Origin of the sequence: Blautia luti (assembly GCF_013304735.1) — a bacterium.
GTDB lineage: Bacteria > Bacillota > Clostridia > Lachnospirales > Lachnospiraceae > Blautia_A.
This window is the reverse complement of record NZ_JAAITI010000004.1, coordinates 73,946-99,653: the sequence shown is the minus strand read 5'-3', so window position 1 is coordinate 99,653 and position 25,708 is coordinate 73,946. Positions and strand designations below refer to the sequence as shown.

The window sequence follows — 25,708 nt, the reverse complement described above, 5'->3', positions numbered from 1 at the left end:
AGAGTGCTATGATACAGCTGATATGGTATGAGAAAAAAGCGGAATGAATGCTTGGCGTTAGGATTCCGTTAAAAATACACAAATAAGGAAGGAAACGCACAAAATGTATGAGGAATTTCTGAAACAGATCGAAGATTTTATATTTGTGGAGGATCTGCCGGAAAAAGCGGACATAATTTTTGTTCCGGGAAACGGATATCCGCAGATGGCAGAAAAAGCGGCCGAACTGTACCGGAAAGGACTGGCGCAGAAGATTTTGCCAAGTGGTAGATACAGCATTACTGTGGGAAAATTTGCCGGGGTGCTGGATAAAAAGGAATGTTATGGAGGAACATACGGGACGGAATGGGAATTTCTCAGGGATGTTCTTATGAGAAACGGAGTACCGGAAGAAATGATTCTGAAAGAAGATCAGGATACATTTACGTATGAAAATGCAATTTATTCCAGACAGGTAACAGACAGAGAACAGCTGAATATTCAGAAGGCGATTCTCTGCTGTAAAACCTGTCATGCAAGACGTGCGCTGATGTATTACAAAATGCTGTATCCGGATACAAAATTCTTTGTAGTTCCATGTTGTGTGGATTCGATAGATAAAAGCACATGGAGTGAGACAAATGAAGGAATTGATGAGGTAATGGGGGAAATAACACGAATAATCAAACAGTTTTCACTGATGCTTAAAAAAAATTAATTTGGGGGTGTCGTAAAAAAAAAAATTGTGTTATAATGCTTTTGACGAAAAAACGAAATATCTGTTACGAAAGATTAACAAGATATTAATTTTTGGAGAAATATTGATTCGGGCGCGTGATAAATGCGTTCGATATTTTATATAGAAGAATTTTCAGAAAAAAATCAGATATAAAATGAAGATTTTGAATATAGAGGTGCAGATTATTATGAAAAAGAATACAAAGAATACTTTTGGCAGAAGCTTTTCAATACTGGCGGCAGCGGCGTTGTCTATGACTTTAATCGGTGGACAGGCTTTTCCGACATATGCGGGCAGTTCTTCCGGGATTGAGACAGGAGCCATGATTCCGGATAATATTACGATTGACACTCCTACAGCTCTGGCGAATGTCGCACTTCCATCGAATGAATATGGAACACTTTCCTGGGTTGATGGTTCTTATGTCCCACAGAAACGGGTCCAGTCCTGTGAAGTTGTATTTAAACCTTCCGCAGGTGCAGATCTTTCCGGACTTCCAGGGTGGGACAGTGCGTCCGGGACTCTTACCGGATATGTGACAGTTGTTGTGAGCAGCCTGGACAGCGCATCGGAAGATACCGATAATGATGAACAGAAAGATTCTTCTCAGTCTGATGAATCTTATGACACAGAAAACAGTGATAAAGACAGCAAAGATGTTTCTGACAAAGAGACACAGCAGGACAGTAAGGATGAGAATGCAGATCAGGAGGATTCTTCCAGTGACAGTTCTTCCGCTGACAGCAGTACAGACAAAAATTCAGATTCTTCCACAGATGTGAAAGATCCGGCTGAGGAGGATAAGAATGAGGAAGATCCGGAGGTAACAGAAGTTCCGGATATTACGGTAACACCGGTTCAGAAAGATGACAGCCAGAACACAGAAGAAAAAGAGGAAGAAACTGCTGAGACAACTGTGACACCGGCAGCCAGTGATACAGGCGATAATACAGAGGACACTGACAATAATAAAAAAGAGAACAATTCTGAAATAACAGAGATTCCGGAAATAACGGAAAATCCGGATGAAAATACAGATAATATCTTTGACCGAAAAGATGAGCCGGAAGATAAACGTCCACAGAATGCAGCTACAGACATTACAGAGACAGAGATGGAAGCGATTGCACAGCAGAATCATACCTGTGATGGAATTACAGTATCCGGTATAGATCTTCCATGGTATGTACAGTTCCGTGTTTCCGGCGGAGATGATTATCAGTTCACAAACGAAGAAGATGCGGCTATTTTTAAATCCTATGAATTTGAGCTCTGGGATACACAGAAGAATACAGAGTATAAAATTCCGGATGGTGAGTACATCAGCGTAACCGTGCCGGTAAAAGCAGGCTATACATATTCTATTGAGCACCTTCTTGACAATGGCGCTATGGAAACGATCATTCCAAGTGTTGACGGAGATACCATGACATTTAGTACACATTCCTTCAGCCCGTTCGGTATTGCAGGAAGTAAATCTCTGGTAGGACCGGATGCTGGAAGTGACAGCAGTGTGACAGTGACACCGGCAGCGGATACTTCATCCTCAGATACAGGAGCAAGCAGTTCTGTGGATACCTCCAGCGACAGCAGTGAAAGTACAGATGAAATGGATACGTCCCAAGATCTGTCTTCCGGAACTGCAGAGCTGACAGACTCTTCTTCACAGAACGATACGGAGAGCAGTGAGTCCGAAGATCAGTCTTCACAGGCGAAATCCAAGAAACAGGTAAATACCGGAGATACGACACAGATTCTTCCGTTTGTGATCCTGTTTGTGGCAGCGGCAGTTGTAGCCGGCGTGGTGGTATTTCTTAAAAAGAGAAAGAAATAAATAACAAGAATAAGAGCAGAAGCCCTCCCGTATAATGAGACTGGGAGGGCTTTTTATGCGTGTAAAAACAGTGTTATGGTCACTATTGCTGGCTTACGGACTGACAGGAATTTTTCTTTTGTTACTGGCTTTTCTTCTTTTTCAGTTTGAACTGGGAGAGGGAGCGGCAGCTGCGGGAACCGTTTTTATTTATGTGGCATCCTGCCTGGCCGGAGGTTTGGCAGCCGGTAAAATTATGCGTAAGAACCGTTACCTGTGGGGAATCGTTACAGGCCTTTCTTATTATGTTCTTCTGCTTTTAGTATCTTTTCTGGCACAGGGAAAATGGGATATGACTTTTGCTCATGCAGTGACTACTTTTTTTATGTGCCTGGGCGGCGGGGCCATCGGGGGAATGCTGTCGTAAAAGCTTGCAAAAAAATGCTTTGAAAATCGACAATTTTATGCTATACTAGGCGGAGAATAGAATACATAAAGGAGGATATATCATGGAACATATCAAGACATTAAATACAAAGAACCTTCAGAACACGGTTAAGAAGGGTGGATGTGGCGAATGTCAGACATCCTGTCAGTCTGCTTGCAAGACTTCCTGTACAGTAGGAAACCAGAGCTGCGAGCATAAATAAGAAGCAGCCGTTGAATGAGTGGAAAGCAGCGGGAGACCCGCTGCTTCACTTGTTTTATCTGAAAGTAACAGGTATCCAGCAAAACGCGCCGGAGGGCGCGTTTTGTCGGGTTATAAAAGATTTTTAGAAAGGATTGCGGGAAGATGAGTCTGATTCACCGTTATCAGAGTAATGGATATAATATCGTGCTGGACATCAACAGCGGCTGTATCCACCTTGTAGATGAAGTAACCTACGAGGTACTGCCGTATCTGGAAGAAGGCATGGAAGCGGATGCTATTGCCAATAAGTTTGGCGACCGTTTTAAGAAAGAAGATGTGGAAACATCAGTAACTGAATGTAAGAAGCTAAAGGAACAGGGAATGCTTTTTACAAAGGATATTTATGAGAATATCATTGACGAATTTACCAAGAACCGTCAGACCGTTGTAAAGGCTCTCTGCCTTCATATTGCCCATGACTGTAATCTGGCATGCAGATACTGTTTTGCGGAAGAAGGAGAGTATCATGGAAGACGTGCGCTGATGTCCTTTGAAGTTGGAAAGAAGGCACTGGATTTCCTGATCGCCAATTCCGGTTCCAGAAAGAATCTGGAAGTGGATTTCTTTGGTGGCGAGCCGCTTATGAACTGGCAGGTTGTAAAGGATCTTGTGAAATATGGAAGAGAGCAGGAGAAGCTTCATAATAAGAAATTCCGTTTCACACTGACAACCAATGGCGTTCTTTTAAATGATGAGGTTATGGAATTCTGTAACAAAGAGATGGGAAATGTAGTTTTAAGTGTGGACGGAAGAAAAGAAGTCCATGATTACATGCGCCCGTTCCGTAAAGGTGCAGGAAGTTATGATCTGATCATGCCGAAATTCGAGAAATTTGCGGAGTCCAGAAATCAGGACAAGTATTATGTAAGAGGAACCTTTACCCATCATAATCTTGATTTTTCCCAGGATGTTCTTCATCTGGCTGACCTTGGCTTCAAACAGATCTCTGTGGAGCCGGTTGTAGCAGCAGATACAGAAGAGTATGCCATCCGTGAGGAGGATATTCCTCAGATCCTGGAACAGTATGACATTCTTGCAAAAGAAATGATCAAAAGAGAAAAAGAGGGAAAAGGATTCAACTTCTTCCACTTTATGATCGACCTTACCGGTGGTCCGTGTGTATACAAACGTCTTTCCGGATGTGGCTCAGGAACCGAGTACCTGGCTGTCACACCGTGGGGAGATTTTTATCCATGTCACCAGTTTGTCGGTGAGGAGCAGTACCTCATGGGTAATGTAGACGAGGGAATCACAAAACCTGAAATCGTAAAAGATTTCGGAAGATGTAACGTCTACACAAAACCGGACTGTAAAGACTGTTTTGCCAGATTCTACTGCAGCGGCGGCTGTGCGGCAAATGGTTATCATTTCGGCGGAGATATCCGGGGAAATTATAAGATCGGATGCGAACTCCAGAGGAAGCGTGTGGAGTGCGCTATCATGATAAAAGCCGCTTTGGCGGAATAAGAGAGGAAAAAGAAAATGAAGAAAAGTAGAGGAATTGCAGTGCTGCTTCTGACAGCAATTGTCACAGTATTCTTCTGCTATGTGGCTGCGGTAGGCATTGGCCCTACAGGTACAGGTTCGGCTAAGAACATCAACACCGGACTTGATCTTGCCGGCGGTGTCAGCATCACATACCAGGCTAAGGACAGCAATCCGAGCAAGGAAGACATGTCCGATACTGTTTACAAGATGCAGCAGCGTGTTTCTCAGTACAGTACTGAGGCACAGGCGTATCAGGAAGGTTCCAACCGTATTACCATTGAGATTCCGGGAGTATCAGATGCAAATGCGATCCTGGAGGAACTTGGAAAACCAGGTTCCCTGTATTTCATTGATCAGACAGATGCAGACGGAAACCAGAACTTTACAACAGGAAACAGCGAGAGCGGATATGTCCTTGCAAGAAGCATTGAGGATATCCAGAAGGCCGGCTCTGTTGTACTGGAAGGTACAGACGTTGCAGATGCTGAGGGAGGTGCTTATCAGGATTCATCCACAAGCTCCCAGAAATACGCAGTCAGCCTGACTCTTACAAAAGATGGAAAAAAGAAATTTGCGGAAGCTACCAAAGCAAATGTTGGCAAGCAGATCGCAATCGTATATGACAATCAGGTTTTAAGTGCTCCGAATGTAAATGAGGAGATCTCCGGTGGAAAAGCACAGATCACCGGAATGGCAAGTACCGAAGAGGCACAGAACCTTGCTTCTTACATAAGAATCGGTTCCTTAAGCCTTGAGCTTACTGAGCTTCGTTCCAGCGTAGTAGCTGCACAGCTTGGTGAGGAAGCTATTGCTACAAGTGTAAAAGCCGGAGCAATCGGTCTTGTAATCGTTATGCTGATCATGATCATTGCATACCGTATTCCTGGACTGGTTGCATCTGTTGCACTGGTTCTTTATACAACCTTAATGCTGATTACACTGAATGCCTTTGATATCACCCTTACGCTTCCGGGTATTGCAGGTATCATTCTGGGCATTGGTATGGCGGTGGATGCCAACGTTATCATCTACGCCAGAATCCGTGAGGAGATCGCGGCAGGTCTTTCGGTCCATGCAGCGATCAAGAGTGGATTTAGCAAAGCGTTTTCCGCTATTTTTGATGGAAACATTACAACATTGATCGCAGCCTGCGTGCTGATGTGGCTGGGCTCCGGTTCCGTTAAGGGATTTGCTTATACACTGGCAATGGGTATCGTGATCTCCATGTTTACAGCACTGGTTGTGTCCAGATTTGTGATCAATGCAGTATACGCAGTTGGTGTCCGTGATCCGAAATTCTACGGCGTTGCCAAAGAGCGTAAGGTTGTGGATTTTGTTGGAAAGAGAAAGATCTTCTTTACCATTTCCATTATCCTGATCCTCTGCGGACCTGTGGGAATGCTGATCCACAGCAATGTGATCGGTGATAAAGCCATGAATTACAGTCTGGAGTTCTCCGGCGGTACTTCTACCAATGTAACCTTCAACAAAGAGATGGATATCAAGGAGATCGACTCTGAGGTAACACCGGTTGTTGAGGCAGTGACAGGTGATAAGAATGTACAGCCGACCAAGGTGCAGGGAACCAATCAGGTAGTGATCAAAACACGTTCTCTGGATCTTAAGGAACGAGAAGCACTGAATAAGGCATTGGAGGAAAATTTTGATGTAGATACAAGTCTGATCACATCGGAGAATATTTCCGCTACTGTCAGCAATGAGATGAGAAGAGACGCTATCGTAGCGGTTATCGTAGCTGCGATCTTCATGCTTCTTTACATCTGGTTCCGTTTCAAGGATATCCGCTTTGCAAGCAGTGCAGTACTTGCACTTCTTCATGATGTCCTGGTCGTACTTGCGTTTTATGTTATTTCTAGAACATCTGTGGGAAATACATTTATTGCGTGTATGCTGACGATCGTAGGTTATTCCATCAATGCTACTATTGTCATCTTCGACCGTATCCGTGAGAATATGAGAGGCAGAAAGAAAGTTGAGGATGAGAAACTGAAAGAGATCGTAAATACCAGTGTTACAGAAACTCTGACACGAAGCATTTACACATCCCTGACAACATTTGTAATGGTTGCAATTCTTTATGTAATGGGTGTTTCCTCAATTAAAGAATTTGCAGCACCGCTGATGGTAGGTATCATCGGTGGAGCATATTCTTCTGTATGCATCACAGGTGCTCTGTGGTACACCATGAAGACTTTCGGAAAGAATCGCGTTGCCGCACCGGCAGCTGCAGCAGCATCCGTTAAGACTTCCCCTGAGAAATCTGAGAAAAAGGCAAAACAGCCATCCGGACAGCCGGTAGCGCAGCAGCCAAAGAAGAAAAACCGTAAAAGAGTTGCAGACCGCCTTGCAGCGCAGGAAGCAGCAAAACAGCAGAATAATGAGGAGAAATCTGAATAAAACTGTCAGATAACAGAAACGTTCCGTACCGGGAAAGATAATTTCCCGTCGGAACGTTTTTTTGTGGCATTTTTTATGCGGCACAAAAAACTTGCAGCCATATGGGATTATGGGGTACAATACTGTTATTGTGTCGCTTTGAAGGAAGAAAGCGGCAGAGCATCAAGGAGGAAACAACATGGAACGATGGGTTGTTGCTGCAAAGCGGGCAGATTTTGCGGCAATTGGAAATGAGTTCGGGATCGATCCGGTAATCGCCAGACTGATTCGGAACCGTGATGTACAGGACAGAGAGGAAATTCGCAGATACCTTCACGGAACAGTAGAAGAACTGGCTTCTCCGCATTTAATGAAAGATGTGGATAAAGCAGTGGAGATCCTGAGAAATAAAATAAAAGAAAAAAAGCGTATCCGTATTATTGGAGATTATGATATTGATGGTGTAGTGTCCACGTTCATCCTGATTAAAGGACTGAAGCGAGTAGGCGCACTGGCAGATACATACATTCCGGATCGGGTGGCTGACGGATATGGAATCCACGAGCATCTGATCGAAAGAGCAGTGAACGACGGGATTGACATAATTGTTACCTGTGATAATGGAATTGCGGCATACAATGAAATTGCGATGGCAAAGGAAAAAGGAATGACAGTGATCATAACCGATCATCATGAGATTCCCTATAAAGAAACAGAAAGCGGCAGAGAGCTGATCCTTCCGTCAGCCGACGCCATTGTAAATCCAAAACAGCCGGACTGTAACTATCCGGAAAAAAGACTCTGCGGGGCAGTGGTTGCCTTGAAGCTTGTAACAGCTCTCTATGAAGCCTGCGGTATTCCGGAAAAAGAGCTGGAGGACTTTCTGGAACTGGGGGCCATTGCCACAGTAGGAGATGTCATGGATCTTCAGGGAGAAAACCGTATTCTCGTAAAAGAAGGGCTGAAAAGACTTTCCCACACTTCCAACAAAGGTCTCCGGGAGTTGATCCGTGCCAACGGTCTGGAGGACGGGCCGATTACCGCTTACCATGTAGGATTTGTGCTGGGGCCATGTATCAATGCCAGCGGAAGACTGGATACCGCTGCACGCTCCCTGAAACTTCTCTGTGCGGAGACGGAAGAGGAAGCAGCAAAACTTGCCGGTGATCTGACTGCGCTGAATCAGAGCAGAAAAGCTCTTACCGAAGAAGGAAAAGAAGAAGCGATCCGTATTGTGGAAGAGACAGAAATCGGACAGGACCGTGTTCTTGTGATCTATTTACCGGACTGTCACGAAAGCCTTGCCGGAATTATCGCAGGACGTATCCGGGAAAAGTACAATAAACCGGTCTTTGTTCTGACAAAAGGGGAAACAATGGTAAAGGGCAGTGGCCGTTCCATAGAAAGCTACTCCATGTTTGAAGAACTGGTAAAATGTGGGGATCTGATGGAACAGTATGGCGGTCATCCCATGGCTGCAGGATTATCTATCAAAGAAGAAAATGTGGAAGAATTCCGCAGACGGTTAAACGAAAACTGTACACTGACAGAAAAAGATCTGATGCCAAAGATCATTATTGATGTGCCGATGCCGGTTTCCTATATTAATAAGGAACTTGTGGAAGAGATATCCCTGCTGGAACCTTTTGGAAAAGGAAATACCAAGCCGATTTTTGCTCAGAAAGGACTTCGTGTTTTAAGCAGCCGTGTTCTTGGCAAAAATAGGAATGTAGCCAAACTTCAGCTCTCAGACAGCACCGGCTGTGTGATGGAAGCGGTCTATTTCGGAGAAGCAGATGAATTTGTAAATCAGGTGAAAAACAGCAGCTCCGTTGCGGTAACTTATTATCCGGAGATCAACAGATACCAGGGAAGAGAGACTTTACAGATCGTGATCCGAAATTATCTTATAGAATAGAAGGAATGCCGACATGACGAAAATACAGATCCTGACAGTTTGTAATTGACCGGAAAACAGGAAAGTCGGACGAACACTGGGCAATATGCAATCCAAAGCCTGTCGGAATTCTGCGAGTTCTGTCGGGTTGCACATTGATTCCCTACAGAAAAAGTGCTATACTATCTATCATCTGATTGACAAATTAAACCATTGGAGGTTATTATGAAAAAAATAGAAGAATATGTAAGAAGTATCCCGGACTTTCCAGAGCCAGGGATTATTTTCCGTGACGTCACCAGTGTCATCCAGGATGCGGATGGATTACAGCTTGCGATCGATTCCATGCAGGACTGTCTGAAAGGTGTGGATTTCGATGTGATCACAGGCCTTGAGTCCAGAGGTTTTATCTTTGGTATGCCGATCGCATACAATCTCCATAAACCATTCGTTCTGGTACGTAAAGCAGGTAAACTTCCATGTGAGACTATTTCCAGAACTTACGATCTGGAATATGGAAGTGCAACAATCGAGATGCATAAGGATTCTATCAAGCCAGGACAGAAGGTTGTAATCGTAGATGACCTGATCGCTACAGGCGGAAGCGTGGAAGCGGCCATCAAGCTTGTGGAGGAGCTTGGCGGCATCGTTGTGAAAGTTGTTTTCCTCATGGAGCTTGCAGGCCTGAAAGGACGTGAACGTCTGAAAGGTTATGATGTGGCATCTGTGATCTGTTACGACGGAAAGTAATTTTTTGTCGGTGGAAGGGGATGTGAGCTGTTGTAGTCATACGGCAGTATGAAATTGTGCACAGGCAGGTGGGATTTAATGGCAGAGACAAAAAATACGGAAAAACAGAACATTGAAATACAGAAGGAAGAAGAAAAAGAAAAAATGGAATCTGTCCGGAAGGCAGACGCGGCGGTGAAATCCATGCATGATTTTACAAGCCCTGAAGTTCTTTATCAGGAGCTGATAAAAAGCGTGAAGAAATATCATCCGTCCACAGATATTTCCATGATCGAAAAGGCCTATAAAGTGGCAAGTGAGGCACACAAGGATCAGAAACGTAAATCCGGTGAGCCTTATATCATTCATCCTCTCTGTGTAGCGATCATCCTTGCGGATCTTGAGCTGGATAAGGAGACCATTGTGGCAGGCCTTCTTCATGATGCAGTAGAAGATACCTGGATGACTTATGAAGAAGTGGAAAAGGAATTCGGTTCGGAGGTAGCACTTCTGGTAGACGGTGTTACTAAGCTGGGACAGCTGTCCTATTCCAAAGATAAAGTAGAGGTTCAGGCTGAGAACTTAAGAAAGATGTTCCTTGCAATGGCTAAGGATATCCGCGTTATCCTGATCAAACTTGCGGACCGTCTTCATAATATGCGTACCCTGCAGTATATGAGACCGGAGAAACAGCAGGAGAAGGCAAGAGAGACCATGGATATTTATGCTCCCATTGCCATGCGTCTTGGTATTTCCAAGATCAAGGTAGAGCTGGATGATCTTTCACTTAAATATCTGAAACCAGATGTTTATTATGACCTTGTAGAAAAAGTAGCTCTTCGAAAAAGTGCCCGAGAAGCGTTTGTCAATTCTATTGTGAAGCAGGTAAAGCAGCACATGGAAGATGCCAACATCAAGGCGCAGGTGGATGGCCGTGTGAAACATTTCTTCAGTATTTATAAGAAAATGGTTAACCAGGACAAGACCATTGATCAGATCTATGATCTGTTTGCCGTGCGTATCATTGTGGACACCGTAAAAGACTGTTATGCAGCACTTGGTGTTATCCATGAGATGTACAAGCCGATCCCGGGCAGATTTAAAGATTATATCGCAATGCCGAAAGCCAATATGTATCAGTCTCTGCATACAACACTGATTGGCCCCAACGGACAGCCTTTCGAGATCCAGATCCGTACATTCGAAATGCATAAAACCGCAGAATATGGTATTGCAGCCCACTGGAAATATAAGGAAACTTCCGATGGCAAGAAACCTGGCAAGAGCGAGGAAGAGAAGCTGAACTGGCTGCGTCAGATCCTGGAGTGGCAGCGCGATATGTCCGATAACCGGGAGTTCATGAGCCTTCTGAAAAACGACTTGGATCTTTTTGCAGACAGTGTTTACTGTTTCACTCCCCAGGGTGATGTTAAGACTCTTCCCAATGGTTCCACACCGATCGATTTTGCATACAGCGTGCACAGTGCAGTAGGAAATAAGATGGTAGGCGCCAGAGTCAATGGTAAACTGGTTCCTATTGAGTATAAGATCAAAAACGGCGACCGTATTGAGATCATCACATCCCAGAATTCTCAGGGCCCAAGCCGTGACTGGCTGAAGATCGTAAAGAGCACACAGGCCAAGAACAAGATCAACCAGTGGTTTAAGAAAGAACTGAAAGAAGATAACATCCTGAAAGGTAAGGACATGCTGAATCAGTATGCCAAGACCAAAGGATTTAAACCAGGCCTGTACACCAAGCCGCAGTATATGGAATCCGTAATGCATAAATACGGTTTCCGCGACTGGGATTCCGTACTGGCAGCCATCGGACATGGTGGCCTGAAAGAAGGCCAGGTATTCAATAAACTGGTAGAAGCCTATGAGCGGGAGCACAAGAAGAACCTTACGGATGAGCAGGTTCTGGAAGCTGCTTCCGAGTCACAGGAGAAACTGCACATTGCCAAGAGCAAGAGCGGTATTGTGGTAAAAGGCATCCACGATGTTGCAGTCCGTTTTTCCAAATGCTGCAGTCCAATCCCGGGAGATGAGATCGTGGGCTTTGTCACAAGAGGAAGAGGAATCACCATTCACCGTACAGACTGTGTGAATGTCCTTAATATGCCGGAGATTGACCGGAAACGTCTCATTGAGGCAGAGTGGCAGATGCCGGATAAGGCTGATTCTGAGAAATATGAGGCAGAGATCCAGGTTTACGCAAACAACCGTACCGGACTTCTGGTAGATATTTCCAAGATCTTTACAGAGCGGAAGATCGATCTTCGTTCCATCAACAGCCGTACCAACAAGCAGGAACGTGCGACGATCTCCATGTCCTTTAATGTATGCAGCAAACAGGAACTGAATTCCCTGATCGAGAAGATCCGTCAGGTTGAAAGTGTTCTTGATGTAGAAAGAACAACGGGCTGACCCGATAAACGGAGGAAATTTTATGAGTAAGCTTGAAATGCAGCAGTGTGTGCTGGGACAGGTGTTTACCAACTGTTATTTTCTGAAGAATAAAGAAACCGGAGAGCTGCTGATCGTAGATCCGGGAGACTATGCGGAGAAGGTTTTTCAGAAGGTAGCCCTTATGCAGGGAAAACCGGTGGGAATCCTTCTGACCCATGGCCATTTTGACCACATCATGGCTGTGAAGGAAGTGAAGGAAAAATATCAGATCCCGGTTTATGCCTGCAGACAGGAAGAAGCGATGCTGGCTGAGCCCACAGTAAATATGACTGCTGTTTATGGAAGATCCTGTTCCATTAAGCCAGATGTCCTTCTGGATGACGGTCAGATTTTTGAAGCAGCCGGATTTTCTATCCAGATGTTCCATACACCGGGACACACCAAGGGAAGCTGCTGCTACTATATTAAGGATGAGGGCGTGCTTTTCAGCGGAGATACATTGTTCTGTGGCTCTGTTGGAAGGACCGATTTTCCAGGCGGAAGTTCCGCGGAGATCGTAAGAAGCCTTCACAAGCTTGTGGATACATTGCCGGAGGATACAGAAGTATTTCCGGGACATGACACATCCACAACCATTGGTTACGAAAAGAGGTATAATCCATTTGTATAAGATTGGCATTTTGTTTCAGAACAGAGATTTTGAACATGATGTGTATGAGCTGATCAAAGCGTTTTATCCCGGAAATGAGATCATTTCTCTTTATGAGGAAGATGATGCGGATTATGATATCCGCTTCCGGGTTTCCCGTGATGAAGAAGGTTATACCATCAGTTACGATAACGGAATAGAGAAAAAAACAGCTCATGGGGCTGTGACGGAAGGGCAATCCAGTGGAGAAGCTTCGGATGCCCTTATTTCTTGCGATGACGCCCATGATACCCGCAGAAAAAATAAGGACGCCATCAAATATGCCCTGTATCAGATGCTTTCCAGTGCTACAGGAAAGACTCTTCCCTGGGGAAATCTTACAGGCATCCGTCCTGTAAAAATGGCCATGGGTATGCTGGAGTCCGGAATGAAGAATACAGAGATCGCCAGATATATGAAAGAACAGTATCTGGTAAGCCCGGAGAAAACAGCGCTTGCAGTTACCATTGCCAACCGTGAGCGGGATATCCTGAAGAATATTGACTATGAGAACGGTTACAGCCTTTATGTGGGAATCCCTTTTTGCCCAAGTATCTGTCTGTACTGTTCGTTCAGTTCCTATCCCCTGGAGAGATGGCGTAAATACGTAGAAGACTATCTGGATGCACTGATCAAAGAGATCCAGGCGGTTTCCCAGATGATGAAGAACCGGAAACTGGATACAGTTTATATTGGCGGCGGAACACCGACCACACTGGAACCGGATCAGCTTCGGCGGCTTCTTGGCGCGATCACGGAATATTTCCCCTGCGAGGAACTGGAGGAATTTACAGTTGAGGCAGGAAGACCGGACAGTATCACTTTGGAAAAACTTCAGGCGATCCGGGAATTTCCGGTTACCAGGATTTCTGTAAATCCACAGACTATGAATCAGGAGACTCTGGATATCATCGGCAGACGCCACACCGTAGAGCAGACAAAAAATGCGTTCCATCTGGCAAGAGAAGCCGGATTTGATAATATCAATATGGACCTGATCGTAGGTCTCCCAGGTGAGAATATCACAAAAGTACAGCATACACTGGACGAGGTAAAAGCGCTCGGGCCGGACAGCCTGACGGTACATTCCCTTGCTGTGAAGCGTGCGGCAAGACTGAATATCTTCCGCGATCAATATCAGGAGATGACTTTTGAAAACAATCAGAAGATCATGAATCTGACCATGAAAACTGCCTATGAGATGGGAATGGGTCCTTATTATCTGTACAGACAGAAGAATATGAAGGGAAATTTCGAGAATGTGGGTTATTCTGAGGTTGACAAAGCAGGGATTTACAATATACTGATTATGGAGGAAAAGCAGCCGATCATCGCGCTGGGTGCAGGTGGTTCCTCCAAGCTGGTGTTTGATCACGGACAGAGGATCGAGCGTGTGGAGAATGTAAAAGATGTTACCAATTATATCGCACGTATTGATGAGATGATCGAGAGAAAACGCACAGGCATTGAAAAATGGCTGTAGACGGAAAGGAGAGACAGATCCTTGAAAAGCGTACAGAAGATAAATGAGACTACGCAGGACCGGATTCTGGAGATGGATCTTTCCGCAGAACTGAAACATGGAGTTGTTGTCAGCAATCTTGCCTATGATGTGGCGAAGGAGCTTGGCCTTGGTGAGGAAGCGTGTTATCAGCTGGCCATTGCCGGAATGCTCCATGATATCGGCAAGCTGAAGCTGGAAGGATACATCAACGGACAGGAACAGAATCCGATGGTCATTGAAGAACTGAAGTACGTCCGTATGCATTCTACTTTGGGCTATGAGATCCTGAAAGATCAGGGATATTCGGATTATATTCTGGAAAGTATTCTCTATCACCATGAGAATTTTGATGGCAGTGGTTACCCCAGTAACAAAAGCGGCGAAGAAATTCCCATAGGTGCCAGAATCCTGAGAGTGTGTGATGTATATGCAGCATTAAGCATGGACAGGCCTTACCGGAAAGCACTTGAGAACGATGAGGTCTTAAAACTTATGATCGATGAGATTAAAAACTTTGATATGCAGGTATTTCTTGCATTTCAGAGGGTGATTCATAAAGGAGGAAACTATGGCATTAAAGAAGAAACCGGTTACAGGAATGAAGGACATTTTACCAAAGGAAATGGCAATCCGTAACTATGTAATGAATATGATCAGAGAGACATACGGAACGTTTGGATTTTCCGCAATTGAGACTCCCTGTGTAGAACATATCGAGAATCTCTGCAGCAAGCAGGGTGGTGAAAACGAGAAACTGATCTTCAAGATCATGAAGAGAGGTGAGAAACTGAAACTGGATACTGCAAAAACAGAGAATGATCTGACAGATTCCGGTCTGCGTTATGATCTGACTGTACCGCTTTCCAGATATTATTCCAATAATGCCAATGAGCTTCCGGCTCCATTCAAGGCACTTCAGATGGGAAATGTATGGAGAGCTGACCGTCCGCAGAGAGGTCGTTTCCGTCAGTTTATGCAGTGCGATATCGATATCTTAGGTGAGCCGACTTACCTGGCTGAGATTGAGCTTGTACTTGCAACAACAACACTTCTTGGAAAACTGGATTTCCACAACTTTACCATCCGTATCAATGACAGAAGAATCCTGAAGGCAATGGCCCAGTACAGCGGATTCCCGGCAGAGAGCTTTGATACCGTATTCATCATCCTTGACAAGATGGATAAGATCGGTATTGAGGGCGTTGCTGAGGAACTTGAGAAAGAGGGCTTTGCAAAAGAGAGCATTGACACTTATCTGGGACTTTTCCGTGAGATCACCAACGATGTTGAGGGTGTCCGTTATATTAAAGAGAAACTTTCCGATGTTTTGGATGCTGGTATCGCAGAGGATCTTGAGACTATCATCAATACGGTAGAATCTGTAAAAACAGCAGATTTCAAGATGTCCTTTGACCCGACGCTGGTACGTGGAATGTCCTATTACACAGGTCCGATCTTCGAGATCTCCATGGATGAGTTCGGCGGAAGCGTCGGCGGTGGCGGACGTTACGATGAGATGATCGGTAAGTTCACAGGAAACAATACCTGTGCCTGCGGTTTCTCCATCGGATTTGAGAGAATCGTTATGCTTCTTCTTGAGAGAGGTTATGAGATCCCGACCAAGAATGGCAAGAAAGCATACCTGATCGAGAAAAATATGTCGGCAGACAAGCTTCTGAATATCCTGAAACAGGCAACAGAGGAGAGAAGTGCCGGTACACAGATCAATATCTCCATTATGAAGAAGAACAAAAAATTCCAGAAAGACCAGCTGGCAGCAGATGGTTATACAGAATTTGTAGAGTTTTTCAATAGAGACTGAAATTGAGGAGGATAAAGAGATGGCTGAAAGCATGCAGGGACTGCACAGAACCTGCCGATGTGCAGAAGTGACCACAGAGATGGTCGGAAAAGAAGTAACATTAATGGGATGGGTGGCAAAAGCCAGAAATAAAGGAGGTCTTGTGTTCGTAGACCTTCGTGACCGTTCCGGAATCATGCAGCTGATTTTTGAAAATGGCAGCATTGACGAGGAAGGCTTTACAAAAGCCGGCAAACTTCGCAGTGAGTTTGTCATTGCCGTAACCGGTACTGTAGAGAAACGTGGAGGAGCTGTAAACGAGAATCTTGCAACCGGCGAGATCGAGCTTCGTGTAAAATCTCTCCGTGTTCTTGCTGAGGCAGATGTACCGCCATTTCCGATCGAGGAGAACAGCAAGACAAAAGATGAGATCCGTCTGAAATATCGTTATCTTGACTTAAGAAGACCGGATCTTCAGAGAAATATCATGATGAAGAGCAAAGTTGCCCAGCTTACAAGACAGTTCTTTACAAACGAGGGATTTCTTGAGATTGAGACACCAATGCTTGGAAAGAGTACTCCGGAGGGAGCCAGAGATTATCTGGTACCATCCCGTGTTCATCCGGGAAGCTTCTATGGACTTCCACAGTCTCCGCAGCTGTACAAACAGCTTCTGATGTGCTCCGGATTTGACCGTTACATCCAGATCGCAAGATGCTTCCGTGATGAAGACCTTCGTGCTGACCGTCAGCCGGAGTTCACACAGATCGATATGGAGCTTTCTTTCGTAGACGTAGACGACGTTATCGATGTTAATGAGAGATATCTTGCATTCCTGTTCAAAGAAGTTCTGGACATCGATGTAAAACTTCCGATCCAGAGAATTACCTGGCAGGAAGCTATGGACCGCTTCGGTTCTGATAAGCCGGATATGCGTTTCGGCATGGAGCTTCATGATGTCAGCGATATCGTAAAAGACTGCGGTTTCGGTGTATTCACAGGTGCTATTGAGAACGGCGGAAGTGTTCGTGGTATCAATGCAGAAGGCCAGGGTGCAATGCCGAGAAAGAAGATTGACAAACTTGTTGAGTTTGTAAAAGGTTATGGTGCAAAGGGTCTTGCATACATTGCCATCGCAGAGGACGGAACCAGAAAATCTTCCTTCGCCAAATTTATGAAGGATGAGGAAATGGATGCCCTTGTAAAAGCCATGGATGGTAAGCCGGGAGACCTGCTTCTTTTCGCGGCAGATAAGACTAAGCTGGTATATGATGTACTTGGTGCCCTTCGTCTTGAGCTTGCAAAACAGATGGATCTTCTTGACAAGAACGAGTATCGTTTTGTATGGGTAACAGAGTTCCCGCTTCTTGAGTGGAGCGAGGAGGAGAACCGTTTCACAGCGATGCACCATCCGTTCACTATGCTTATGGAAGAGGATCTGCCGCTTCTTGACACAGATCCGGGAAAAGTCCGTGCAAAAGCATACGACATCGTTCTTAACGGAAATGAGATCGGTGGCGGTAGTGTCCGTATCCATCAGGATGATATCCAGGAGAGAATGTTTGAGGCACTTGGATTCACAAAAGAAGCTGCACATGAGCAGTTCGGATTCCTTCTGGACGCTTTCAAATACGGAGTTCCGCCTCACGCTGGACTGGCATACGGTCTTGACAGACTTGTTATGCTTATGGCAAAGGCAGATACTATCCGTGACGTTATCGCATTCCCGAAGGTAAAAGATGCTTCCTGTCTGATGACTCAGTCACCAAGCCAGGTAAGCGAAGCACAGCTCCATGAGCTTGGCCTTGACCTTGAGCCGGAGAAAGAAGAGGAAGAATAAAATATCATGCAGCCGACAATCTATACATTTCTGATCGTTTGTCCACTTGTATTTCTTGCCGGATTTGTAGATGCTGTAGCAGGCGGGGGAGGACTGATTTCCCTGCCTGCTTATCTTTTGGCCGGAGTTCCCGTACATAATGCCGTTGCCACCAACAAGCTGTCCTCGGCCACAGGAACACTGATTTCTACCATCCGCCTCTGTAAAAACAATTTTGTGGATTGTATCCTTGTTATTCCCTGTATTCCCATGGCTCTTCTGGGATCTACTATAGGCGCTCATCTTGCCCTTATCGCCAGTGATAAACTCCTGCGCTATATGCTGATCCCGGTTCTTCCTGTTGTTGCTTTTTATGTGCTTCGTAAGAAGAATATGGATGAAAAAGGCGGTGAGATCGCCAGAAAGAAGCAGATTCTGATCTGTGCCATATGTTCTCTTGCTGTGGGCTGTTATGATGGTTTTTATGGCCCGGGGACAGGAACTTTTCTCCTGCTTCTGTATACAGGACTTGGAAAAATGAGCGTGGCAAAAGCGTCCGGTACCATGAAGGTCACCAATCTTTCTTCCAATGTAGCAGCTCTTACCGTATTTCTGCTCAGCGGAAAGATCGTGATCATGCTTGGGATCGCAGCATCTGTATTCTCCATTGCCGGACATTATACCGGTGCGGGAATGGTCATGAAAAACGGAAGCCGGATTATCCGGCCGATTATCCTTATAGTCCTTGCACTGCTTTTTATAAAGATCATATCCGGAGTTTAAAAAATACCCATTTGGATTTTGCTGCCTGTCAGGCGGAAACAAAATTTAAATGGGCATTTTTATTTGTAGAATAGATTTTTATTCATTATCATCAGAATCGGAAGCATTTTCATTGCCGGCAGCATCTTCCGGGACCGGGGAAGCGGTAAGTGTTCCGAAAATAGCATTTCCAAGTTCTGTGCCGGCATCCTGCAATTTCCAGGAGACACCGTCATTTGTCAGATGAAAAGTTGCATTAACCGTGGTTGTAGTTGTATTGTTTTTTATACTGTCAAGAAGCAGTTCATGAGATTTGTTATATCGTTTCTGAGAACCGTCTATAACTGCGTCTGCTGATGCAAGATAGGTATTCAGTTCTTCTTCATACTGAGAGAGGATCGAATCACTGTCAAAAGTAGTCAGGTCCGCCTGAACTTCTGCAAGATAACCGGAAACAGAAGTATCGGTAATTTTATAATTGAAGCAGGAATGAAACTGCTCCATAAGTGCGGAGGCAATTGTATTTTTTGCAGGATCGGAAGTATTCAGAATGGAATCCAGTCCAAGATAATTGGACATCTGCTGCACATCCATTTCCTGCAGCGTTTTCAGATAAACGCCAAGAGTTTCGTCGGGTGGTACAAGATCCGGATCGGACAGATAAGTGATCAGACCACCAACCAGGTCATTTTCAAGAGAATAACTGTGTGTGATCTCCCAGTTTGGATTGGAGGAAGATCCGTGATTAATCAGCTGAATGGAAGCGTTACGATCTACGGTTTTGTAGGAATTGTTTTTCAGAAGCTTATGGAGCCGGAGATAACGCTGTTCCAGTGAATTCTCATTTTCTTCTGTGTCTTCATCGCCAGAGGCGGCTTTTAATATTTCGTCCTGAAGGCTCTGGGATACAAAATCCCTGGCAAGAGCCTGAGCGTCCAGAGTGGTAAGCCGGAGTTGGGCAGAAGCGGTTTCCTGATTCTGATCTGTAGAGACATTCAGAATTCTATAATCAAAATTCTGAAAAAAAAGAGAAAAAACTTCCTTTATATCATCAGAAAGTTCTGTATTATCATCAGAATCCGGGAACAGTTCTTGGTACGATATGTATTTCATGGTTGTTTCAGAATCCAGATTTTTCAGAAGATCCAGATCTTTTTTGATTGCTTTCTCTGCGGATGTTTTTGCCGAATAGGAGCAGCCACATACAGAAACTGCCAAAAAAACAAAAAAGAAAGCCAGCAGGTATTTCACTGTCTTCATATCGTTCTTTCCTTTCAAAAAAATTTACATCTCATTTTATCAGATATCGCATCAAAAGTCAAAAATCCCTTAAAACTATACGATTTTTATAAAAAAACAGTGAAAAATTTGTGAAATTTGCATCGTTTTCCGCAAAGACTTTTCTTTTTCGGTTCAATCTGCTATGATATTTTAGGTAACTTGTAGTTTCCACATTATGCTGGGAAAAGGGGACAGATATGAAGAAACGTATTTTAATTGCCCTTGGGATTCTGATACTGGCAGCGGGGATTGGAGCTGGCGGCTGGTATTATTATACACACCATGCAGGATCCAAAAGTGGCAGTGATACTGTATATGTAACAAAGATAAGTAAGCTTTCAGAGATGGACTCCGGAGTGGAAAATCGCTACGCTGGTGTAGTGGAACCGCAGGAAACCGTTCAGGTAAAGATCGAAAGCGGACGGAAAGTAAAAGAAATACAGGTAAAAACCGGTGAGGAAGTAAAAAAAGGCCAGCTTCTTTTTCAGTATGATCTGGGAAGCATTCAGCAGAGCCTTCAGGAAGCGCAGCTGGCACTGGATCGGCTTAAAAATGAGGCTTTAAGTATTTCAGATCAGATTACAACTCTGGAAGCTGAGAAAAAGAAAGCTACAGCAGACAATCAGCTTTCTTATACAATAGAAATTGAAACTCAGAAAATGAATCTCAAGAAGAATGAATATGATCAGAAGAGTAAACAGGCGGAAATTGAAAAACTTTCCCAGGCCACACAGAATACAGAGGTTCGCAGTGAAATTGATGGTGTGATTCAGAAGATAGATACTTCGAAGATGGGCGGAGATGATTCCGATGGCGTAGATGATACGCTCACAGAGGGATCCTCCGATTCCGGTGATTCCGGTTCTGGAGACAGTTCCAGTAATGCATTTATCACAATTTTAAGTACGGGAGCCTATCGCGTGAAAGGAACGGTAAATGAGGTGAACCGGGATTCCATCATAGAGGGAACGCCGGTAATTATCCGCTCCAGAGTTGATTCGTCCAAGACATGGAAGGGAACCATGGGTTCTGTGGATATGGATAATTCCGCAAGTAATAACAGTTCGGATATGGCAATGTATGGAATGTCCAGTACCAGCAATGATCAGACTTCGTCCAGTACATATCCGTTCTATGTGAATCTGGATTCCTCTGACGGTCTGATGCTTGGCCAGCATGTTTATATTGAACCGGATGAAGGACAGGATGACAATAAAGTAGGTATCTGGCTGAATGATTATTTTATTGTGGATGCAGATACAGACAGTCCGTATGTGTGGATTGCAGATGCTGGAAATAAACTGGTGAAGAGGGATGTTGTGCTTGGACAGTATGACGAAAATCTTGCGGAATATGAAATTGCCGATGGACTTACTGAGAAAGATAAAATCGCATTTCCGACAGACGAACTGAAAGAAGGTATGTCTGCTGTGGAGGGAACTGCTGATCAGACAACATCTGCCATGTGGGATACTTCGGATGAAGAAGATTCTCTGGATGAAAGCGGAGAAGATTACAGTGATCTGGAAAGTGACGGAGCTGAGCCGGAGATGATTGAGGACAGCGATATGACAGATGTAACAGATGACATTTCTTCGGGAGATGATCTTGTCCCGATGGAAGGAGCGCCGACGGAATGATTTTGGATTTAAAGGGAATATATAAAGATTACCAGCAGGGGAAAATGACGGTTCCCGTATTAAAAGATGTTAATTTTTCCATGGAAGAGGGAGAATATGTGGCGATCATGGGACCATCCGGTTCCGGAAAAACCACTCTGATGAATATCATCGGATGTCTGGATAAGCCAACAAAAGGCTCGTTTCTTCTGAATGGGGAAGACATTGCGAAGTGTTCGGAAAATGAAATGTCAGATCTACGTCTGAAAACAATTGGATTTGTATTTCAGAGTTTTCATCTTCTTCCGAGACAGAGCGCACTGACCAATGTGGAACTGCCGCTGAATTATGCGAAAATTCCCAAAAAAGAGCGGAGAGAATGGGCGTTTAAAGCTCTGGAACGTGTGGGTCTTGCGGACAGGGTGAATTTTAAACCTAATCAGTTATCCGGTGGACAGATGCAGAGAGTTGCCATTGCAAGAGCAATTGTAAATAATCCGAAGCTTCTTCTTGCGGATGAACCGACCGGTGCTCTGGATACCAAATCCGGTGCACAGGTTATGGAACTTTTTCAGAAACTGAATGATGAGGGAGTTTCTGTACTGATGATCACGCATGATCCGGAAATTGCGGCACATGCCAAGAGAGTTGTCACAATTCGGGATGGAGAGCTGCAGGAAAAGAGGTGATAGCATGAAAGTGGTGAAAAGAGTTATTGTTGGCGTATTGGTTGTGGCACTGGCAGCCGGAGGAATTTACACAGGACTTGAGCATGTGAAAAAAAATAAGGTGACAGAAGTGCCGGTAACCAGCGTCAGCAACCTCCTGACGGACTGGTATTCGGAAACAACACTGGATGGAACCATCACCACAAATGTTTCTCAGAATATAAACATGGATAAAGATATGATCATTGAGAAAATTTATGTTTCTCAGGGAGACGATGTAAAAAAAGGAGACAATCTGATCTCTTTTGATATGACACTTGTGGAAATGGAGTTGAATATTGCAAAACTGAAACTCCAGAAACAGGAACAGGATCTTACAAAAGCACAGAATCGTCTCACAAGTCTTCAGAATGGCGGGCCTATTGAGGACAGTACAGACAGTACCGATGAACTGGACGCTTCCACAGGAGATACCGGCAGTGCCGGAGATGATGAAATGTCTTCGACAGATCCTTCTTCCAGCGGAAATGGAGATGAAGATATGCAGTCTACGACAGGATCAGCAGCAGAGAATAGAACTGGCAGTTATCTGGCGGCTGCGACTCAGCCATTGCTCCTCAGCGCTTTTACAGATGTAGAATCTGATTCTACAGAGGATATTTCCGGGCAGATAGAAGATGTTCAGGGAGAAGAGGTTCCGTCTGCCGGCAGTGCAGACCAGGAATCAGAAAGTACAGAATCCGGTTCTGACGGTTTGGGTGATGGGCTGATTATGGAGCCGTCTTATCAGGATCCGGAGGTAGATGACATTACAGACGGAGAAAATCCGACTGAAAATCCGGATGAACCTGCAATATCAGCTACCCCTACACCAACACCTACTTTGGAACCAGATGAACTTCCTGATCCCAATGGGAACGGAACAGAACAGGAAATTCCCGGAATTACAGACGGAGAACCGGAGTTTTATCAGAAACTGGATGATACATCACAGCCTTTTACAGGAACAGGAACAGAAGAGGATCCATATGTTTTTCTTGTAAGCAGTGCAAAAGGCAAGGTTACAGTTATGGGTTCGTTTTTTAACCGGATGGCAGGTTACAGTGCAGATGGAACCAGAGTAGTGCAGGAAGGTGGCAGCTGGTTTCAGCTGGAATTTCACGAAAATGATACCATTGCTGATTTTCAGGATAGAAAACTTTCCTGTACCGGCTATTATCTGATTGATGGAAGCCTTTTGGAAAACCCAGTTTATATGTATGCAGAGACAGAGTTTACGCTGGATGGAGCATCCACTTATGATGACACCACAGATGATGAAATTCCAGATGACGGCAGCGATGGAGACGACAGTACAGATAGCTCAACTATGTCAAGAGAGGATGCCATCAAGATCCAGAAGAACAAGATTGCAAGCCTGAAACTGGATATCGAGGAAAATAATCTGAATATCACCAAACTTGAAAATAAAGTAAAAAATAAGCTGGTAACGAGCAAGCTGGACGGAACCGTAGCTTATATCGGGGATGAGGCGACAGGTTCCTACAATGGAGATGCTTTTTTGAAAGTAAAAAGTAAAGATGGCTTCTATGTAACCGGAACAGTCAGTGAGCTGATGAGGGATCAGATGCAGGAAGGAGCACTTCTTCAGTGTACCAGTTATGACTCGGGAAGCTTTGAGGCAAAAGTGTTGAATGTATCGGATTATCCGGTAGAATCATCCAGTTATTTCTACTATGGCGGAGATTCCAACCCGAATGTATCTTATTATACTTTTAATGCAGAAATTACAGACCGGTCACTGCAGTTTACAGATCAGGATTATGTAACGGTATCACTGAAATCCAATAAACTAGCCAAGGGAAGTCTGGTTGTAATGAAAGCCTTTATCCGGACGGAAAATGGAAACAGTTATGTTTACAAAGATGTTAAGGGAACTCTGAAAAAGCAGCAGATTACCGTAGGAAGTATTGTAAACAGCGGATATTATGCAGTGGTAACCGGTGGACTGAAATCGGATGATCTTCTGGCATTTCCTTATGGCGATGCAGTTACGGAAGGTGCCAAAACAAAAGAAGTGACATTGGATGATATGTATAATCAATAACGGAGAGGAGAAATTTCATGCTTGAAAATATACGCCTGGCCTTTCAGGGAATATGGTCACATAAGATGAGATCCTTTCTGACCATGCTTGGTATTATTATTGGTATTGCATCTATTATTGCAATTGTATCTACGATTAAGGGAACCAGCGAACAGATTAAAGAAGATCTGATTGGTTCCGGAAATAATACGGTACAGGTATTGCTTTATGATGGAGACAGCACCTACGATATGGATTACGGATCGTACGGAAGTTCCGCTACTCCGCCGGTGATTTCCGATTCTCAGAAAACAGCGATTGCGGATCTGGATCATGTGATCAGTTCCACTTTTTATTACAGCAGTCAGTCTGCAAGTGTTTATTATAAGAACACAAGCTTTCAGGGTGGAACTGTGTACGGGATCGACAGCAGCTATCTGAAGACGATGGGATATCTGGTTCAGTCCGGACGGGGTTTTGTGCAGAAAGATTATGACAGCTACCGGAAGGTTGCCCTTGTGGATTCCAATGCCGCACAGAATATTTTCGGAAGCGAGAATCCTATAGGAAAAACCATTGAGGTGGGATCAGAGCCTTATATTATTGTAGGAGTGATTACTCAGAGCGAGGATAACATGCCGAAGATCAATACGCTTTCTGAATATGAGGAATATTCCCAGACAATTATGGGAAGCGTGATGATTCCGGATACTACCTGGCCTATTGTGTTCAAATTTGATCAGCCACAGAATGTAACTGTCCGTGCAGACAGTACGGATAATATGAGTTCTGTAGGAAAGGCTGCAGAGGATGTCTTAAATACAGGAATCCAGAATGAAAAAAGCAATTCCAATTTTAAATATAAAGCGGAAGATATCATGGAGAAAGTTAAAAATCTCCAGAAACTCAGTGAGAGTACCAATCAGCAGCTGATCTGGATTGCAAGTATTTCTCTTCTGGTTGGTGGCATCGGTGTTATGAATATTATGCTGGTATCTGTCACAGAACGTACCAGTGAGATTGGATTGAAAAAAGCCATCGGGGCAAGGAAAAAAGTCATTCTGGGACAGTTTTTGACAGAGGCTTCGGTGCTGACCAGTATCGGAGGAATTATAGGAGTAGTTCTTGGAATTATACTGTCAAAGGTGGTGGCCCAGGTGTCCGGGGCACCGACGGCTATCAGTATTCCGGCTATTATCGGCTCAGTAGTATTTTCCATGCTGATCGGCCTGATCTTCGGACTTCTTCCATCTGTGAAAGCTGCCAATTTGAATCCTATTGATGCCCTTCGCAGTGAATAATACAGAGAATTAAAAATACAGCACATGCATAAAA

General features: G+C 44.4%; 20 protein-coding genes. 19 read left to right on the top strand and 1 reads right to left on the bottom strand.

Annotated elements, in window-relative coordinates; genetic code table 11:
- Window positions 1-103 precede the first annotated feature (103 nt).
- The 15 genes from G5B06_RS03755 to G5B06_RS03685 all read left to right on the top strand — a co-directional run bounded on the left by G5B06_RS03755 (window position 104) and on the right by G5B06_RS03685 (window position 18,740).
- Window positions 104-697, top strand: coding sequence for a YdcF family protein (locus tag G5B06_RS03755; RefSeq protein WP_173771412.1), 594 nt, complete (start codon window positions 104-106; stop codon window positions 695-697).
- A 208-nt stretch (window positions 698-905) separates the two neighbouring features.
- A complete protein-coding gene (locus G5B06_RS03750) occupies window positions 906-2,552 on the top strand; it encodes a hypothetical protein (RefSeq protein WP_173762324.1) in 1,647 nt (548 codons plus the stop codon).
- 55 nt (window positions 2,553-2,607) lie between these two features.
- Entirely contained in the window at window positions 2,608-2,958 is a 351-nt protein-coding gene (locus G5B06_RS03745) for a TIGR04086 family membrane protein (RefSeq protein WP_148446517.1), read from the top strand.
- Window positions 2,959-3,040: 82 nt separating this feature from the next.
- On the top strand, window positions 3,041-3,181 hold the full coding sequence (gene scfA, locus G5B06_RS03740) for a six-cysteine ranthipeptide SCIFF (RefSeq protein WP_015524633.1): 141 nt from the start codon (window positions 3,041-3,043) through the stop codon (window positions 3,179-3,181).
- Between the two features lie 143 nt (window positions 3,182-3,324).
- Window positions 3,325-4,689: a thioether cross-link-forming SCIFF peptide maturase gene (gene scfB, locus G5B06_RS03735; RefSeq protein ID WP_173762323.1), complete on the top strand. Its 1,365-nt coding sequence runs from the start codon at window positions 3,325-3,327 to the stop codon at window positions 4,687-4,689.
- Between the two features lie 15 nt (window positions 4,690-4,704).
- The gene (secD, locus tag G5B06_RS03730; protein WP_173762322.1) at window positions 4,705-7,128 is read left to right on the top strand and encodes a protein translocase subunit SecD; all 2,424 of its coding nucleotides are present in this window, start codon (window positions 4,705-4,707) and stop codon (window positions 7,126-7,128) included.
- A gap of 178 nt (window positions 7,129-7,306) precedes the next feature.
- Window positions 7,307-9,025: a single-stranded-DNA-specific exonuclease RecJ gene (gene recJ / locus G5B06_RS03725; RefSeq protein ID WP_173771410.1), complete on the top strand. Its 1,719-nt coding sequence runs from the start codon at window positions 7,307-7,309 to the stop codon at window positions 9,023-9,025.
- 204 nt (window positions 9,026-9,229) lie between these two features.
- A complete protein-coding gene (locus G5B06_RS03720; RefSeq protein WP_021977278.1) occupies window positions 9,230-9,754 on the top strand; it encodes an adenine phosphoribosyltransferase in 525 nt (174 codons plus the stop codon).
- 78 nt (window positions 9,755-9,832) lie between these two features.
- The gene (locus G5B06_RS03715) at window positions 9,833-12,163 is read left to right on the top strand and encodes a RelA/SpoT family protein (protein ID WP_021977279.1); all 2,331 of its coding nucleotides are present in this window, start codon (window positions 9,833-9,835) and stop codon (window positions 12,161-12,163) included.
- A gap of 22 nt (window positions 12,164-12,185) precedes the next feature.
- Window positions 12,186-12,815 carry an MBL fold metallo-hydrolase gene (locus G5B06_RS03710; RefSeq protein WP_173771407.1) on the top strand — a complete coding sequence of 210 codons (630 nt, stop codon included), beginning with the start codon at window positions 12,186-12,188 and terminating at the stop codon, window positions 12,813-12,815.
- A complete protein-coding gene (hemZ, locus tag G5B06_RS03705; RefSeq protein WP_173771405.1) occupies window positions 12,763-14,316 on the top strand; it encodes a coproporphyrinogen dehydrogenase HemZ in 1,554 nt (517 codons plus the stop codon). Before G5B06_RS03710 ends, hemZ begins: the two co-directional genes overlap by 53 nt.
- Before the next feature lie 21 nt (window positions 14,317-14,337).
- The gene (locus G5B06_RS03700) at window positions 14,338-14,973 is read left to right on the top strand and encodes an HD-GYP domain-containing protein (protein WP_274603292.1); all 636 of its coding nucleotides are present in this window, start codon (window positions 14,338-14,340) and stop codon (window positions 14,971-14,973) included.
- A complete protein-coding gene (hisS, locus tag G5B06_RS03695) occupies window positions 14,906-16,159 on the top strand; it encodes a histidine--tRNA ligase (protein WP_173771403.1) in 1,254 nt (417 codons plus the stop codon). The genes G5B06_RS03700 and hisS overlap by 68 nt, the downstream gene beginning before the upstream one ends.
- A 19-nt stretch (window positions 16,160-16,178) precedes the next feature.
- The gene (gene aspS, locus G5B06_RS03690) at window positions 16,179-17,978 is read left to right on the top strand and encodes an aspartate--tRNA ligase (protein ID WP_173771401.1); all 1,800 of its coding nucleotides are present in this window, start codon (window positions 16,179-16,181) and stop codon (window positions 17,976-17,978) included.
- A gap of 6 nt (window positions 17,979-17,984) precedes the next feature.
- Complete coding sequence (locus tag G5B06_RS03685; RefSeq protein ID WP_173771399.1) at window positions 17,985-18,740, top strand: TSUP family transporter; 756 nt, start codon at window positions 17,985-17,987, stop codon at window positions 18,738-18,740.
- A 78-nt stretch (window positions 18,741-18,818) separates the two neighbouring features.
- On the opposite strand, the gene G5B06_RS03680 is transcribed toward G5B06_RS03685, so the two are convergent.
- Complete coding sequence (locus G5B06_RS03680; protein WP_173771397.1) at window positions 18,819-19,979, bottom strand: hypothetical protein; 1,161 nt, start codon at window positions 19,977-19,979, stop codon at window positions 18,819-18,821.
- Window positions 19,980-20,197: 218 nt separating this feature from the next.
- Here G5B06_RS03680 and G5B06_RS03675 point away from each other — a divergent pair, with 218 nt between their 5' ends.
- From G5B06_RS03675 to G5B06_RS03660, 4 genes are read left to right on the top strand one after another with little or no spacing between them, the layout of a single operon-like run.
- Window positions 20,198-21,640: an efflux RND transporter periplasmic adaptor subunit gene (locus G5B06_RS03675; RefSeq protein WP_173771395.1), complete on the top strand. Its 1,443-nt coding sequence runs from the start codon at window positions 20,198-20,200 to the stop codon at window positions 21,638-21,640.
- Window positions 21,637-22,308 (top strand): ABC transporter ATP-binding protein, encoded by a 672-nt coding sequence (locus G5B06_RS03670; RefSeq protein ID WP_173771393.1) that lies wholly within the window; start codon window positions 21,637-21,639, stop codon window positions 22,306-22,308. Before G5B06_RS03675 ends, G5B06_RS03670 begins: the two co-directional genes overlap by 4 nt.
- 4 nt (window positions 22,309-22,312) lie before the next feature.
- Window positions 22,313-24,394, top strand: coding sequence for a hypothetical protein (locus tag G5B06_RS03665; RefSeq protein ID WP_173771391.1), 2,082 nt, complete (start codon window positions 22,313-22,315; stop codon window positions 24,392-24,394).
- Between the two features lie 17 nt (window positions 24,395-24,411).
- Window positions 24,412-25,674, top strand: coding sequence for an ABC transporter permease (locus G5B06_RS03660; protein WP_173771389.1), 1,263 nt, complete (start codon window positions 24,412-24,414; stop codon window positions 25,672-25,674).
- The last annotated feature ends 34 nt before the right edge of the window (window positions 25,675-25,708 follow it).

Coding starts and splice junctions, on each gene's coding strand:
- G5B06_RS03755 (WP_173771412.1), top strand. CDS start 104: ATGTATGAGGAATTTCTGAAACAGATCGAAGATTTTATATTTGTGGAG.
- G5B06_RS03750 (WP_173762324.1), top strand. CDS start 906: ATGAAAAAGAATACAAAGAATACTTTTGGCAGAAGCTTTTCAATACTG.
- G5B06_RS03745 (WP_148446517.1), top strand. CDS start 2,608: ATGCGTGTAAAAACAGTGTTATGGTCACTATTGCTGGCTTACGGACTG.
- scfA (WP_015524633.1), top strand. CDS start 3,041: ATGGAACATATCAAGACATTAAATACAAAGAACCTTCAGAACACGGTT.
- scfB (WP_173762323.1), top strand. CDS start 3,325: ATGAGTCTGATTCACCGTTATCAGAGTAATGGATATAATATCGTGCTG.
- secD (WP_173762322.1), top strand. CDS start 4,705: ATGAAGAAAAGTAGAGGAATTGCAGTGCTGCTTCTGACAGCAATTGTC.
- recJ (WP_173771410.1), top strand. CDS start 7,307: ATGGAACGATGGGTTGTTGCTGCAAAGCGGGCAGATTTTGCGGCAATT.
- G5B06_RS03720 (WP_021977278.1), top strand. CDS start 9,230: ATGAAAAAAATAGAAGAATATGTAAGAAGTATCCCGGACTTTCCAGAG.
- G5B06_RS03715 (WP_021977279.1), top strand. CDS start 9,833: ATGGCAGAGACAAAAAATACGGAAAAACAGAACATTGAAATACAGAAG.
- G5B06_RS03710 (WP_173771407.1), top strand. CDS start 12,186: ATGAGTAAGCTTGAAATGCAGCAGTGTGTGCTGGGACAGGTGTTTACC.
- hemZ (WP_173771405.1), top strand. CDS start 12,763: ATGACACATCCACAACCATTGGTTACGAAAAGAGGTATAATCCATTTG.
- hisS (WP_173771403.1), top strand. CDS start 14,906: ATGGCATTAAAGAAGAAACCGGTTACAGGAATGAAGGACATTTTACCA.
- aspS (WP_173771401.1), top strand. CDS start 16,179: ATGGCTGAAAGCATGCAGGGACTGCACAGAACCTGCCGATGTGCAGAA.
- G5B06_RS03685 (WP_173771399.1), top strand. CDS start 17,985: ATGCAGCCGACAATCTATACATTTCTGATCGTTTGTCCACTTGTATTT.
- G5B06_RS03680 (WP_173771397.1), bottom strand. CDS start 19,979: ATGAAGACAGTGAAATACCTGCTGGCTTTCTTTTTTGTTTTTTTGGCA.
- G5B06_RS03675 (WP_173771395.1), top strand. CDS start 20,198: ATGAAGAAACGTATTTTAATTGCCCTTGGGATTCTGATACTGGCAGCG.
- G5B06_RS03670 (WP_173771393.1), top strand. CDS start 21,637: ATGATTTTGGATTTAAAGGGAATATATAAAGATTACCAGCAGGGGAAA.
- G5B06_RS03665 (WP_173771391.1), top strand. CDS start 22,313: ATGAAAGTGGTGAAAAGAGTTATTGTTGGCGTATTGGTTGTGGCACTG.
- G5B06_RS03660 (WP_173771389.1), top strand. CDS start 24,412: ATGCTTGAAAATATACGCCTGGCCTTTCAGGGAATATGGTCACATAAG.